The organism is Oribacterium sp. WCC10, assembly GCF_900113415.1.
GTDB lineage: Bacteria > Bacillota > Clostridia > Lachnospirales > Lachnospiraceae > Oribacterium.
In genome coordinates this window covers 47,459-62,878 of record NZ_FOPH01000009.1, presented here as the reverse complement: position 1 = coordinate 62,878, position 15,420 = coordinate 47,459, and the positions used below count along the sequence as shown (strand labels likewise).

Below are 15,420 nucleotides of genomic sequence, written 5' to 3'. Positions count from 1 at the left end.
TATCGCACATAACCTTGAATGATACACTAAGTGTGATGCCTGCTATTTTTGTGGTAGGATTGAGTATGGAAGAAAAACTACAAATTCTGATCCTTTCCCCAGTGTACTTTGAACCTGTATGCTTCCTCCCGAAAGCTTCAGGATTGAAGCGCAGATTGCGAGCCCCAGACCGTTTCCCTCGGATTTATGAGCAGTATCGGCCTGAAAGAATTTATCAAATATGTGATGGATCTGTTCCTCGGTCATTCCTATACCCTGATCCCTGATACTTACTTTTATGACATTATCTTCCTTTTCAATGAGGGTAGTGATAGTGGAGTTGTCAGGTGAGAACTTTATGGCATTAGAATAGATATTGGTCCAGACCTGAAAAAGTAAATTTTGATAATTCATGATATTGACCTCCGGAAGTTCCATTTCAAGGTCAATATTTTTTTGTGTCCATTTCTGCTCCAGCATAAGTATGGATTCGCGAATCTGTTCATCCAAAGAATATAAAACGGGAGTCTCATTGATGGTTCCGGTGTTTAGTCTTGAAAGAGCCAGTATGTTACCTGTCAGTGAGGATAGCTGTTTGGTACTGGTCATAATCTTTTTTGCATATACCTGAAGTTCATCTTTGGATATATCCGGCGCAAGCATGAGGGAAGCATACCCCTCTATGGAAGAAAGAGGAGTTTTAAACTCGTGAGAAACATTGGATACGAAGTCATTCCTCAGGGTTTCAGTATTGGAAAGTTCCTTAGCCATTCGATTGAAATTTTTATTCATATTTCGGAATTCCTGAAGTCCGGAATTCTCATCAAGTTTAACTTCAAAATCTCCCTGGGATATCTTTTGCAGGGCATCAACAAGGTTATTCAGTGGCTTGATTATGATGAAGGAAATAAATCTCATAAAGATGAGAGTCAGTATAAGCACGCTTATCAGATAAGGTGTCAGTGGATTTTTTATGAAGCCAAAAGAATCTGAGAGATCATACTTGTACAGTAAGAACCCAACCATGACGCCGGCCAAAATAGACAGGAGTAAACCTATAAATGAAAGAGCATAGGTTAAAAGCCATAATTTATGTTTTTTAAATATTTTAGACAAATATTGTTTCATTAATTCACCTCGTGTGATCCGGAATAGTGACTTTGTAGCCCAGGCCTCGAATGGTCTTTATGCTGAAGTCGGGATTAGCTTCAAAAAGTTTTCTCAGTTTACTGATATGCACATCTACGGTTCGTGCATCGGATTCTGCTTCTACTCCCCATATCTCGTCCATAAGCTGCTGTCTGGTATGAATCTTATTTGGAGTTGATATCAATTTATATAGAAGATAGAACTCTTTTTTTGAAAGATCATAGCTTAAATCATTTCGGGTTACTGACAGAGCATCCAGATCCAGCACGGTTTCACCTATTGTCTGCTTCCGTTCATGAACTATCTTTGAACGTCTGAGAAGGGCTTCGACACGAAGACATAGTTCATTTACATCTATTGGTTTCACCATATAGTCATCTGTGCCCAGATGATACCCTTCCTGTTTGGAAGAGAAATCATCCTTAGCGGTGATAATGATTATAGGTATCTCTTTGTTGAAAGACCGTAAGTATTTGACAAACTCATATCTATTCATGTTTGGCATCATGATATCTGTTATGACCATGTCAACAAAATTCTGTTCCAAAAGCTGTGATGCCGTGACGCCATCTGATGCTGATAATGTCTCATACCCCTGCTTTCTTAAAGCAAGAGAATAGAGATTTCTAAGTTCATCATTATCTTCAATTACTAAAATCGTAAACATATATACTCCTGTGAAAAAATCTGATGCTATAAACCTAAAGGCGGGCTTGCTATTTACTCTATATCGTACAGCTTACAACCGAAATGTTAAGTAAGTATTGACTTTCAAAAGGATTTAGAAAAATTTCAGCGGATTTCTTTGCGGTATTTTTCACGATTTAACATTCAGTTAACATTGGCTTAAAACTTGTTAAAAAAAAGGCACCTAGAATATGGGCGTTATGATGACAATAAAAGCTAAGCCTAAATAGTGTTTCGGCTTATGTTTAAAAGGAGATCAGTATGAAAAAACGTTCAATGGTGGTCATGGGCCTTATAGTCCTTGTTTTAGGCGCAGCAGTTTACAGAAAGCTGAGTAATCAGGAGGTGTTTGCGCAAGGCGTTTCTGCTCCGATGGTAGAAGTTATTAATCCCGGACTTTCCGCTATAAGCAGTGAAACTTCTCTTATTGGTTCTATTGAGAACAGTGATACGGTCTATGTTTACGCCAAAGTAGGCGGAGATGTAACTTCACTTAATGTTTCTGCCGGAGATATGGTGAAGGCCGGAGATACCATCTGCACTATAGATACAAAACAGGTTGCCGGTGCAAAAGCATCTGTTGAATCAGCACAGATAAATCTTCAGAAAGCACAGCAGGATCTTTCAAGAATGCAGCCTCTTTATGCAACGGGAGATATAAGCGCGTCAGACTATGAATCCTATGTAAATGCCTTAAGATCCGCAGAGGTTCAGTATCAGTCGGCAAAGACTTCTTACGATACACAGCAGGAGTATGCCAATGTAAAAGCAAAAATCGATGGAATGATAGAGATAGTGAACATAAAAGCGAATGACACAGTAAATGCAGGAACCCAGTTGTGTGTCATTACGGGTAACGGCCATAAGGTTGTTTCTTTTTCTGTAACTGAACGTATACGTAACGGATTAAACACAGGCGACGCCATAAGGGTTGAAAAAGAGGGCAGGACTTTTACCGGCCACATCACAGAAATCAGCACCATGGCTGAGGATTCAACCGGACTTTACACTGTTAAGGCAGATCTTTTGTATGGTGATGCCGACACCGTTTCTTCAGATATTTCCGCGCTCCCCACAGGATCAAAAGTGAAACTCTACGTTGTTTCAAGTCATGCAGAAAATGTTCTGACTCTTCCGAAAGATTGTATCTACAGTGAAAGTGCCGGATCTTTCGTATATGTAAGCAGGGATCATATACTCTCAAAGGTCAAGGTAGTTACCGGAATAGAGGATGAAAATAATGTTCAGATACTTAGTGGTGTTGATGCCAAAGATCAGGTGGTTTCTACATGGAGTTCAGAACTCAGTGACGGTACAGAAGTAAGGATCAAGGGGGAAAATAATGGGAATAACTAAATTGGTTTTAAAGAGACCTGTCTCGGCTGTACTGGCAATCCTATGCCTTATAGTTTTTGGTATATCATCAGTTTTCAATACTACCCTTGAACTTACGCCTGATATGGATATGTCCATGATGGTTATAATGACATATTATTCCGGAGCCAGCCCGGAGGATGTTGCGGAACTTGTGACAAAGCCTATAGAAGACAATATCAGCGCTCTTTCCGGTCTTGATAACATAACATCAAAATCAAGTGAAGGATCTTCCATGATCATGCTTTCATATGATTACGGAACGGATATGGATAAGGCGTATGATGATCTCAAAAAGAAGGTTGATCAGGTTTCGAGAGAGCTTCCGGATGGCTGCAAGACACCATCCATATTTGAGATGAATATGAACTCAGGTTCGGATATGACTCTCATGATACAGAACAAAAAGGAGTCAGCAAATCTATACAATTATGTGGAAAATAAACTGTCTCCGGAATTCGAAAAGATACCTGAGGTAGCTGATATAAAGATAAATGGAGGAAACAAACAGTATATCTCTATAGAATTAAATGAAGAAAAAATGCTTCAGTACGGAGTAACTATGTCATCCATAGCCGGAGACATTTCAGCAGCGGATGCGACCATCCCGGCCGGGAGTACTCTGGATGGAAGTCAGGAGCTTTCGGTCTCCACCAGAATGAAATATGATTCCTTTGAAGCTCTCGGGGATATTCCGCTTACAACCAAAAACCAGAATGATGTTGTATATCTTCAGGATGTGGCAACAGTTAATTATGCTAATGAAAAGAATGACAGTATTGCAAAATATGATGGAGAGGATACCATAACCATCTCTATATCAAGGCAGCAAAGTGCGTCTTCAATGAAACTTTCAGAGAAAGTAAGGAACACCATAGACACGCTTTCAAAAAAGGATAATGCCCTTGAAATTACCGTAATCAGCGATACCTCCGAAAATATAACTGACTCAATCAATGATGTGGTAAAGACACTTATCCTTGCCATAGTCATTTCCATGATCATCATATATCTGTTTTTCGGAGATATAAAGGCATCCCTCATTGTAGGAAGTTCTATACCTGCATCCATACTGGCTGCACTGATACTTATGAGTTCGATGGGGTATTCCCTCAATATGATCACCCTCTCCGCGCTGACTCTGGGAGTCGGTATGATGGTAGATAACTCCATAGTAGTGCTGGAGAGTTGTTTCAGAGTTACTGCTAAAAATAAAGAAAAACAGGGACTTTTGGAATACGCACGTGATGCTTTGGATGGAACAGGAATAGTGGCTATGTCGGTTATAGCCTCAACCATAACCACCTGTGTAGTATTTCTGCCTCTGGGACTGCTTTCCGGTATGACAGGTCAGATGTTCGGACCTTTGGGATTCACCATTGTTTTCTGTATGTCTGCATCGCTTATCTCTGCTATCACAGTAGTTCCTCTTTGCTACATGATGTATAAGCCTGAGGAAAAAACAAAGGCAATGCTTAACGACTCTGTGAAGGAACTTCAGGACGGCTATAGAGTTTTGATGCAGAAGATCCTTCCGAAGAAAAAAACAGTTATGATTACCTCTGTGCTGCTTCTCGTTGGTTCCCTTTTACTTGCGACAACACTTACCATTGAACTCATGCCATCAGATGATCAGGGTGAGATAAGCATTACTGTGAATACAAGACCCGGTACGGAAATAAAGAAGATAGAACCTGCATTAGATGAAATAGAAGAAATCATTAAACAGGATCCGGATCTGGAACATTACAGGACAGAGTTTACCGGTGGAAGCGGAAATTCTGAGGCGACTATCGCTGCAACTCTAAAAGATGACAGAAGCATGGAAACAAAGGATGTCGTAAACAAATGGAAGAAGGAGCTTTCGGATGTTACGAATTGTGATATTTCCGTGGAAATGAAATCTTCCATGAGTATGATGAGTTCTTCCGGAGATAACTATGAAGTAATGATTCAGGGGGCGGACTATGATGAGGTGAAAGAAGTCGTAAATGAAATAGTATCAGACATTGAAACACGTGACGATATAGCAAGAGTTCATTCAAGCATAGACAATTCTTCCCCTGTAGTAGAGGTTACAGTAGATGCCATTAAAGCCAAATCCTACGGCCTTACGGCAGGAACCATAGGTAGTACACTGAGGTCAATACTTACGGGATCAACAGTGACAAGTATTCCGGTAAATGGAGAGGACACGGATGTAAAAGTTGAATACCCTGTTGATCAATACGATTCTCTTTATGAGATAAAGAACATCCTTTTAAGTGCCGGAAACGGCGGTCAGGTTGTCCTGACTGATGTAGCTGATGTTCACTATGTGGATTCACCGGCATCTATAGCCCGGGCAGACAAGCAGTATAATGTTACAATAACAGCAGAGTACTCGGATAAAGCTACCAAGGAATCGCCCAAACAGATACTTGAAGAAACAGTAAAACCTAATCTCACAGGCACAGTGACCATAGGTAAAAGTACCATGGATAAGACACGGTCCAGAGAAATGGGGAATCTGATGATGGCTCTTCTTGAAGCAGTATTTCTGGTATTTGTAGTGATGGCATCACAGTTCGAGTCTCCCAAATACTCATTGATGGTCATGACTACCATACCTTTTTCTCTGATAGGTTCTTTCTCGTTGCTCTGGCTTACAGACTGCTCTATCAGTATGGTATCCATGGTTGGATTCCTGATGCTCATAGGTACCGCTGTAAATAACGGTATTCTCTACGTTGATACGGCAAATCAGTATAGAGGTACTATGGATTTTGATGAAGCTCTCATAGAAGCAGGAGCTACACGTATCAGACCTATCCTTATGACTACTCTGACAACCGTTATATCGATGATTCCGATGGCCATGGCGTTTGGTAATGCAGGCTCCATGAATCAGGGACTCGCCATAGTAAATATCGGCGGACTTACAGCATCCACACTGCTTTGTCTTCTGATGCTGCCGGTTTATTATTCTGTAATGACGCCGAAACATGAGAGGAACGCTTTTTGTGGCAGGTCCGAAGGACCTGGCATGTAGCGTCAGCCCTTCGCGAAGCGAATTCAAATGGGCTGACGTTCCCAGTGAGCGCATAGCGCGAAGCGATCCAGTATCGAATCGTTCCGTGCGGAGTGATTTATTTGAAAAGGGCACCACATATGTGGTGCTTCTTTTGTTTTTCCGCAGTATAATGTCTTTTTGATTTTGTACAGATAGGTCAGGGATGATATATACATGAATAATAAAACAAATGAAGCTAAAAATCTGACACAGGTCCCTCTCTGGAGCGGCATTTTGATGTTCAGTCTGCCGCTGATAGCTTCCAATCTACTGCAGATTCTTTTCAATATTTCAGATATAGCTGTTGTCGGTAGATTTGCGGGACCCATAGCTTTGGGTGCTGTCGGATCCACAACCACGCTGGTGACTCTATATACAACTTTCATTATAGGTATTTCAAGCGGAGTTAATGTAACTGTGGCTTATGCCATAGGCAGAGGAAAAGAGGAAGCGGTTAAACGTGCTGTATTCACAGCATTTATCCTCTGTATGATGATCGGTATTCTGACGATGATTGTCAGCGAAGCCACAAAGTTTAGTGTTCTTTCACTGCTCAGCACTAAACAGTCTTTGCTCACGGGCGCTATGAATTATCTAAAGATTTATTTTCTCGGAATTCCTGCGCTGTCTATATTCAACTTCGGAAACGCCGCCTACAGCGCCTCGGGAAATACACGTAAGCCTTTGATGTTTTTGACCATATCAGGTTTCATCAATATCCTGCTTAATCTTTACTTTGTCATAGTTATGAATCTGGATGTGGTTGGGGTTGCGCTTGCAAGTGTTATCTCGCAGTATTTTTCAGCCTTTTGTATTTTATTCTCTATCATTCGTGAGAAGTCTATGATCGGTTTAAGATTCAGAGGTATGCATTTTGATAAGAAATTTGCAAAGCGGATGCTTCCCATCAGTCTGACTTCCGGTATCGCTAATGCCATTTTCCAGATTGCCAATCTTTTTGTCCAGTACGGAGTCAATACATTTGATGCCATCACAGTGGCAGGTGCGGCAGCTGCGCAAAATGCAGATGGACTTGATTACGATGTTATGGCTGCATTTTACACTGCGGGTTCAAGCTTCATCGGGCAGAATTACGGTGCAAAACAGATGGAAAGGGTCAAAAAGATATATCATATAACTCTGTTCTACAGCTTTGTAATCGGAAGTATCATCGGTGTGAGTCTGTACATTTTCGGAGTACCGTTTTTAAGAGTGTTTACTACCGATCCGGCAGTTGTTGAAGCAGGTATGTATCGTCTTTCCATCATGGCTTTGTCCTATGGCTTTTCTGCGTTTATGGATGGCTCTATTGCTGCATCACGAGGGCTAGGTAAGAGTCTCATCCCGACGATCATAGTGATCCTTGGCTCCTGTGTGTTCAGGATTTTGTGGATATTTACGGTATTTGCATATTTTAAAACAGTTACATCGCTATATCTTCTGTATATTTTCTCATGGACAATCACAGGTATCGCAGAGATGATATATTTTTACAGGATTTATCGTAAGGTATATAGTTAGCAGGGGATTTCAAACGGAAATGCGGTTTAAAATCATAGAATGATGTGGTGTCAAAAGTCGATATCGAATCGTTTCGCGCTTTGCGCTTCTGGGAACGTCAGTCCATTTAGTTCGCTTCGCGAAGGGCTGGTGCTATATGCCAGATTCCTACGGAATCTGCCACCAGTCATGACACTTATATCAATAAATGGATGATTAATTTTTTGTCGTAGTCTATAATTCTGAATTAAGTATGTTAATGATTACATCATGAAAGGAATTAAATACCTTGGATACATTAGATAAAGCACGTGATTATGAAGAAAGATACAGCCGAAATATAAGTGCTGACGAGCGTCCTGCTTACCACCTGACAGCTAAGGCCGGCTGGTTAAATGACCCAAACGGTTTTTCATTTTACAATGGAAAATATCATCTTTTCTATCAGTACAACCCATACAGTACAAGCTGGGACAGCATGCACTGGGGACACTGGACATCTAAGGATCTCATCCATTGGGACTATGAAAAGGCTGCACTTGCACCGGATAAAGATTACGAGACAGGCTGCTTTTCGGGAAGTGCCATCACGGATAAGGATGGCAGGCATCTTCTGATCTACACAGCACATAACCAGCATGGTAAGGGTGAGGAGCTCTTCAGGGAGGAGACACAGTGTCTCGCTTTCGGTGATGGTGAGAATTACGAAAAGTACGAGGCAAATCCTGTACTTACATCTAAGGACATGCCGGAGGGCGCGGATAAAGGGGATTTCAGGGATCCTAAAATCTGGTTTGAAGACGGAAAGTACTATTGCGTGATAGCTGCAAGGCTGAAAAACGGACTTGGCGCAGTACTCAGATATGAATCCGGGGATGTCATTAACTGGAAGTATAAGGATACTTTGAAGACTAATGACGGAAGATGGGGAATAATGTGGGAGTGTCCGGATTACTTCACACTTGATGGTGAAAAAGTGCTTTCTGTCTCAGTCATGAACATGAAAAAGACAGAAGACTGCTACAGAAACGGAAACTGTGTTATGGCTTTTGTAGGGGATTCGGAGAAGGCCCAGCCCCTGGACACAGGTTTTGATTATTATGCACCCCAGAGTATGGAGACAGCTGACGGAAGAAGAATCGTTATTGGCTGGATGCAGGATCCTGCTTCCGGAAACTGTATCCCGGAGGAACAGAAATGGTTCGGTCAGATGAGTTTCCCGAGAGAAATGACTGTAAAGAATGGCCGTATCTGTCAGCAGCCCATCAGGGAGATTGAAACATTATATAAAGGTACTGTTGAAAGAACGGTTACGGCACCTGATGATGCCGAGGTCGATGGCATTTCCGGAAGATGTCTGGATATGACGGCAGAGGTAAAGGATGCATCAAACTTTACGATGAAGTTTGCCGTAAAGGATGATATCCATGTCAGCCTTTCTTATGATAAAAAATCCGGTTATCTGATTCTTGACCGTAGTAACAGCGGACGTTCAGCTTCCATCTGCGAGTACCGTAAAGTAAGGATAGGAAATTACGATGACTTCAAACTCCGCCTTCTTCTTGACCGCTATTCTTTCGAAATATTCATTAACGACGGAGAGCATGTTTTGAGCGGTACACTTTATGAGACACTAATGGATGCGGAAGGAATGACATTTAGCTCGGATGGAAGGGTTGATATAAGACTTAATAGTATGATGTGAATTTCAACGGATCGGAATATTGACAGTGATGCAGTTAAGTTGAATTGTGTTTAAAAAAGAATAATACTTAATAGACATTTGACGGCTAAAAAGAAATCGAGCAGGGAGCTTTGCCTGCTCGATTTTTTCAATCTTTCTTCAAGAAAACTCCGCTATAGTGTTCTCATCAGCAAAACACAGATATTTGTTTGAAGATAATCTTAAAAGGAGAACACTATGAAATTTTATAGAATAACAGCACTTGGCATGTCCATTGCCATGATTACAGCAGGATGCAGGAGCAGATGATTATCTTACAAAACCCTTTGAAACAAGAGAACTGCTAGCCAGAGTACGTGCGATGCTGCGTCGTAACATGATTGAACAGGCTGACGCAGAAACGGGACAACTGAAAGCAGGAGATATTATACTGAATCAGCAGACTACAGTTTTGAAAAACATGGAGAACCAACAGGAAGTTCGTCTGTCGGAAAAGGAACTCCATATACTTGAGTTATTTATGATGAATCCGGACCGGATTCTGACCAGGGAACAACTTGCTGTTAAGATTTGGGGATATGAAAATGAAGCCGAGTACAACAATGTGGAAGTTTATATTTCATTTACCAGAAAAAAGCTGCAGTTTATAAGATCCCATATGGAAATCAAGGCAGTTCGCGGATTAGGATATCAGTTAAGAAACAGGTTAGAAACATAATGGTTAAGTTTTTTTCAAAGGCAATACATCATAGTATTTTTCAAAAGTCAAGAGTGAAAATCGTTGCTTCAATCATGTCGATGCTGACGCTGGTGCTGATTCTTACATTGCTGATCATTTATCTGACGACACTAAGAAGTGTTTATAAATCAAATCAGCACATACTGCTTGATTTTACAGAGCAATGTATCGGGGGACTATCCCATGATGCCCGGGATGATGCAGAGGATGGAAAGAATGCAAAGGCTGTAACTGAACGTCACCATGGGAAGATAAGTGTAGATTCAAATGCAGGATATAATACATTCTCTGTAGTGATTGCAATCACAGTATGATACGTCTTTTGATTTTTAATCCGTTCTATTGATACGGGCTGTGTATCCGAATCTTTTGAATAAAATCAAAATCAGCATTGATTATCTCTTTAAAATTATCAAAAGTATGTCTCTATATCCTTTGAAAAATGTCAAAACATTGATTATACTTTGATATAAGAGAGGTAATCATATGCTGAGAAGAGATATTTACAACCAACTGAAAGATTGGAAAAACCGCCAACATCATCCTCTTGTTATCAAAGGATTACGTCAGATTGGTAAGACATACATAGTAAAACAGTTTGGAGCGGAATTTTACGAGAATTGTATATACATAGACTTAAGAGCCAATCAAACGATACATAGTACATTTGAAGGTGATTTTAATGTGGATCGGATGGTGATGTCTATAACCGCCGTGGATACCACCGCCAGATTTGTGCCCGGAAAAACTCTTCTGATATTGGATGAGATCCAGGATTGTCCAAATGCCAGAAGTTCACTAAAGTATTGGGATATAGATGGAAGGTATGATGTTATTGCTATCGGAAGCTTTTTAGGTGTTAAAGGATTTCGAGAACCCTATGTGAGGGGAATTCCTGTGGGATACGAGGAGCAGCTGGATATGTATCCACTCACATTTAAAGAATTTCTCTGCAACACCGGCATTAGTCCGGAAATCATGGATTATGTTTCCAAATGCTTCAAGGAACATGAAAGTGTTGAAAAGACTATACATGAAAGTCTGCGATCATTGTATTTACAGTATCTCATTGTTGGTGGTATGCCTGAAGCTGTGAATTCTTTCTTTGAGACTCATGATTTAAATTTAGTGAAAAGCATTCAAAAAAGAATTCTCAGTTCAATAAGAGACGATTTTGGAAGATATAAAAGTTCAGATGGCAGCGACAGGATTAACGAAGTATTAAAGCTTAGGGCAGAAGCTTGTCTCGATTCTTTACCTTCACAGTTGTCAAAAGAATACAAGAAGTTTAAATACAGTCTTGTTAATGTTAGAGGAAATTCTCCTGAGAAAGCTGATGGACTACAATATCTGGTTGATGTAGGTTTGGTTGTTCGTTCCTTTAATACACTGGAGATTTCATATCCTCTTGAAGGGGTTAAAATAGCAAAAGAATTTAAGGCTTTCTTCATCGATACCGGATTATTGGTCTCACAGCTTGGCGATGAGTTGCCTCAGAAAATTCTGGCAGGAGACATCAGTTCCTATAAAGGTGCAATAGCTGAAAATATGGTTGCCTCAGCCTTTGCTGCAAATGGTATAGGTCTGTATTATTATCATGCTCCCAGTGGTTCTCCGGAATTGGATTTCCTGTTCGAGATGGATGGTGAAACCACTATAGTTGAATGTAAAGCAACCAATAATAGAGCGACAAGCATGAAATTTGTAATTGAACATCAAAAAAAATATGGTGTTCATCCGGCCATAAAATTTGCTGACACCAATGTTGGTGAAGGTAAGGGCTTTTATACATATCCTTTGTATGCGATAGGTTTTTTCGAATGGAATTCTGAAAGTAATATAATCGCACCGGTTGAGGTGAAAAATCTGCAAGTTCCGGATGTGGCGAAATAATTAAGGAGGAATAATTATGAATTTAGGTATAGTCGGAACAGGAAAGATCGTCGCAGATGCATTGTACGCCATGCAGCCGGTTGAAGAGATAAAGATAAGAGTAATATTTGCAAGACCTCACAGCCGTGAAAAGGGTGAAGAGCTTGCAAAGAAGTATGATATCCCAAAGGTGTTCACGGATTATGATGAGATGCTTGATGAGAGTGACGTGGACACGGTATATATCGGACTTGTAAATATGGTTCATTATGAATATGCCAGGAAAGCACTGGAACACGGGAAAAATGTCATACTTGAAAAGCCTTTTGTCGGAACATATTCCGAGGCCGAAGAACTTATAGAACTGGCAAAACGAAAGGGATGTTTTATATTTGAAGCCATCACGGTTCTTCACAATGATGTGATCGGAAAGATGAAGGAAGCATTACCTAAACTCGGCAGGATCCGCATGATGACGGCCAATTACTCTCAGTATTCAAGCCGGTATGACAGGTATCTTGCAGGGGATGTTGATCCCGCCTTTGATCCTGCATGTCTGAGCGGCGCTCTCAGGGATATCAATGTCTACAACATCCATTATGCGGCGGAACTTTTTGGAAGACCTGAAAAGGTTTCCTATCATCCGAATACAGGATTTAACGGAGTGGACACCTCCGGAATACTGGTGATGGAATATGACGGATTTTCAGCCGTCTGTACCGGCGCAAAAGATTCTGACAGCCCGTGTTTTGTGACCATTCAGGGCGAAAAGGGGTATATGAAAATCGACGGAAAGCCTAATGTTGCACCAAATCTCACCATTGTGACTGTGGATGACAGCGGTGATACGGTAAAGGATGCAGCGGGGGCAATGACACGGAAAACAATCGTAGAAACTTTTGTTCCGGCAGAGACTCATCACAGAATGACCCGCGAATTCATTGATTTTGCCCGCATCATAGACAGTAAGAATTACTGTGAAGCAGATAGATATGCAAGGGAAACCCTGGATGTTATGAGTATTATCGAGAACAGTCATATGAAATGATTTTAAAGGAGTGAAGAACTATGGAAACCAGATATTACATTGTGGTGAGTATTGACGGCGATTATGCAAACCTAAAAAGGACAGATATAGAGTCTCAGGATCTTATGCTTGTTGCAAGAGCATTGCTCCCTCAGGATATAAAAGAAGGCAGCAGGCTTAAATACGAGATGCTGGAATATACACTGGAAAGCTGATTAGCGGCTATAAAGTGAGGCAATGGTACTGTGATGCTTTTGCTGCAGTAATTCCTCGTACTCATGTAAGAGAAAAGAATAATTTAATCCGTACATCCGGATGCCAGAAGCCCCACCGGGGGCTTTAGGTATCCGGATGATTTTTTATAAAAGAAAAATGCCTTTGGAGGCTCTCTTTGCAGAATAACCATCGTGCCTGCCAATCGATGTCAACTTTTGACATTCACTTCATGATATGAGTCAAGAGACAAAAGCCTATTCCACATATCAAGATTGCTTGAATTGTGGTACGAGTGAGAGTGCGAAGCACGAAACTCGTCTATTTGACTAATTTGTCGGGCGACTCATGATATAATTGACATAATAGTTCTCATTTCAAAATTAATCGAAAGGTGGCTTATTCTTTGCTCAAATTTCTGAAAAAATACTGGTGGATCGGGCTTATAGGCTCGCTTTTCATGGTGGGTGAGGTGCTGATCGATCTGATACAGCCCAAAATGATGGCACAGATTGTAGATGAAGGCATTCTTAAAGGAAACGAAGGTCTGGTGTGGAGTGTAGGCATCCGCATGATTCTTGTGGTGTTTTTAGGCGGTTGCTGCGGGATACTTTCCGGGGTGTTCGTTAATATATGCTCACAACACTTCGGAAATGATCTGAGAAAAGCCCTGTTCCACCGCATCATGAATTTTTCCTTTGAACAGATCGATGACTTTACTGTGGGAAGCCTCATCACCCGGACGACTTCAGATGTAACCCAGGTGCAGAACATGGTTTCCCAGCTCATCCGCGGCGCAGTACGGTGCATGATGTTTTTTATCGCAGGAAGTTCCTTTCTTCTGAGTCTCAATGTGGCTTTCAGTCGTGTGCTGATGTTTACACTGCCGATCATTTTGCTTGAAATCGCCTTTGTGGTTTGGAAGAGTGGGCCTCTTTTTACTCTTTTACAGAAACGGCTTGACCGCGTGAACTCTGTTATCGGTGAGAATGTGGCAAGCGAGCGTGTGGTAAAAGCCTTCGTTCAGGAAAAGAGTGAAATAGAAAAATTCCGGCAGAGCAACAGGGATTTAGCCGACTCCAGGTTTCAGGTGCAGCTTTTGATCAGCTGGATGCGTCCCGTCATGAACATTGTGCTGAACACGGCTACGGTGACCATCATTTATATCGGAGGTATGGAGGTTGAGGCACGCCGGATGGAGATCGGAAGCCTCATGGCAGCCATCACCTATTTGAGTCAGATTCTGAGCGGAATGATGATGATGGCTATGATCTTTCAGACCATTACCCTTGGTGTTGCATCTTCAAAACGTATTAAGGAAGTGCTCGCTTCCGTACCGGTTATTCAGGACGGCAAAGAGGGAAACATCGAAAAACGCGGAGGAAGCATTGAATTTAAAAATGTTTCCTTCACTTACCCCGGTCACCATCATGAGGTACTGAAGGATATAAGTTTCACTGTGGCACCGGGTCAGACTCTGGCTATAATCGGAGCCACCGGCAGCGGAAAGAGCACACTGGTTTCACTCATCCCGAGGTTTTATGATGTCACTGAAGGAAGGGTGCTGGTGGACGGAGAAGATGTTAAGAACTTTACTCTTCATGAATTAAGAGATCGCATCTCTTTTGCCTTGCAAAAAAGTGAAATGTTTTCCGGATCTATAGAGCATAACATAATGATCGGTAACCCTGAGGCGACAGAAGATGAAATGATTTCTGCTGCCAAGGTGGCACAGGCTCATGAATTCATTTTATGTCAGCCTGATAGCTATGATACCCCGGTGGCAGAGGCCGGCATGAGCCTTTCCGGAGGACAGAAGCAGCGTATCGCAATTTCCCGTGCACTCCTGAGACCTGCCGAGATCCTTATATTGGATGACTCAACCAGCGCTTTGGATCTGGGTACTGAAGCCAGATTGTTTAAGGCTTTAAGAGGGGATTATGAGAAGATGACCAAAATCATAATCGCTCAGCGGATTGCCACCGTCATGCGGGCAGACCGTATCGCAGTCATGGATAAGGGTCGAATCGTTGGCATGGGCACCCATAAAGAGCTGATGAACAGCTGCGACGTTTATCGCGAAATCTATGATTCACAGCTCAGGAAGGGTGGAGCGAAAGTTTGAAAGCAGGCTTTCAAGCTTA

At 41.6% G+C, this 15,420-nt stretch carries 12 protein-coding genes; 10 read left to right on the top strand and 2 right to left on the bottom strand.

Annotation, left to right across the window (positions count from 1 at the left end; genetic code table 11):
- Positions 1 to 42 precede the first annotated feature (42 nt).
- Complete coding sequence (locus tag BM294_RS08275) at positions 43 to 1,107, bottom strand: sensor histidine kinase (protein WP_091206810.1); 1,065 nt, start codon at positions 1,105 to 1,107, stop codon at positions 43 to 45.
- 4 nt (positions 1,108 to 1,111) lie between these two features.
- A complete protein-coding gene (locus BM294_RS08270) occupies positions 1,112 to 1,795 on the bottom strand; it encodes a response regulator transcription factor (RefSeq protein ID WP_091206809.1) in 684 nt (227 codons plus the stop codon).
- Positions 1,796 to 2,076: 281 nt separating this feature from the next.
- On the opposite strand from BM294_RS08270, the gene BM294_RS08265 reads away from it, so the two are divergent.
- The 10 genes from BM294_RS08265 to BM294_RS08220 all read left to right on the top strand — a co-directional run bounded on the left by BM294_RS08265 (position 2,077) and on the right by BM294_RS08220 (position 15,401).
- On the top strand, positions 2,077 to 3,171 hold the full coding sequence (locus BM294_RS08265) for an efflux RND transporter periplasmic adaptor subunit (RefSeq protein WP_091206806.1): 1,095 nt from the start codon (positions 2,077 to 2,079) through the stop codon (positions 3,169 to 3,171).
- Positions 3,158 to 6,220, top strand: coding sequence for an efflux RND transporter permease subunit (locus BM294_RS08260; protein ID WP_091206803.1), 3,063 nt, complete (start codon positions 3,158 to 3,160; stop codon positions 6,218 to 6,220). Before BM294_RS08265 ends, BM294_RS08260 begins: the two co-directional genes overlap by 14 nt.
- A gap of 195 nt (positions 6,221 to 6,415) precedes the next feature.
- Complete coding sequence (locus BM294_RS08255) at positions 6,416 to 7,762, top strand: MATE family efflux transporter (RefSeq protein ID WP_091206800.1); 1,347 nt, start codon at positions 6,416 to 6,418, stop codon at positions 7,760 to 7,762.
- Between the two features lie 268 nt (positions 7,763 to 8,030).
- Entirely contained in the window at positions 8,031 to 9,446 is a 1,416-nt protein-coding gene (locus BM294_RS08250; RefSeq protein WP_091206798.1) for a glycoside hydrolase family 32 protein, read from the top strand.
- A 340-nt stretch (positions 9,447 to 9,786) separates the two neighbouring features.
- A complete protein-coding gene (locus BM294_RS08245) occupies positions 9,787 to 10,143 on the top strand; it encodes a winged helix-turn-helix domain-containing protein (protein WP_091206795.1) in 357 nt (118 codons plus the stop codon).
- Complete coding sequence (locus tag BM294_RS08240) at positions 10,143 to 10,478, top strand: hypothetical protein (RefSeq protein WP_091206792.1); 336 nt, start codon at positions 10,143 to 10,145, stop codon at positions 10,476 to 10,478. The genes BM294_RS08245 and BM294_RS08240 overlap by 1 nt, the downstream gene beginning before the upstream one ends.
- Before the next feature lie 172 nt (positions 10,479 to 10,650).
- Positions 10,651 to 12,057 (top strand): ATP-binding protein, encoded by a 1,407-nt coding sequence (locus tag BM294_RS08235; RefSeq protein WP_091206790.1) that lies wholly within the window; start codon positions 10,651 to 10,653, stop codon positions 12,055 to 12,057.
- 16 nt (positions 12,058 to 12,073) lie between these two features.
- Positions 12,074 to 13,084 carry a Gfo/Idh/MocA family protein gene (locus tag BM294_RS08230; protein WP_091206788.1) on the top strand — a complete coding sequence of 337 codons (1,011 nt, stop codon included), beginning with the start codon at positions 12,074 to 12,076 and terminating at the stop codon, positions 13,082 to 13,084.
- Between the two features lie 20 nt (positions 13,085 to 13,104).
- Positions 13,105 to 13,278, top strand: a complete 174-nt coding sequence (locus BM294_RS08225) for a chorismate--pyruvate lyase (RefSeq protein WP_091206786.1) — start codon at positions 13,105 to 13,107, stop codon at positions 13,276 to 13,278.
- Between the two features lie 404 nt (positions 13,279 to 13,682).
- Positions 13,683 to 15,401 (top strand): ABC transporter ATP-binding protein, encoded by a 1,719-nt coding sequence (locus BM294_RS08220; RefSeq protein ID WP_091206783.1) that lies wholly within the window; start codon positions 13,683 to 13,685, stop codon positions 15,399 to 15,401.
- Positions 15,402 to 15,420: the final 19 nt, after the last annotated feature.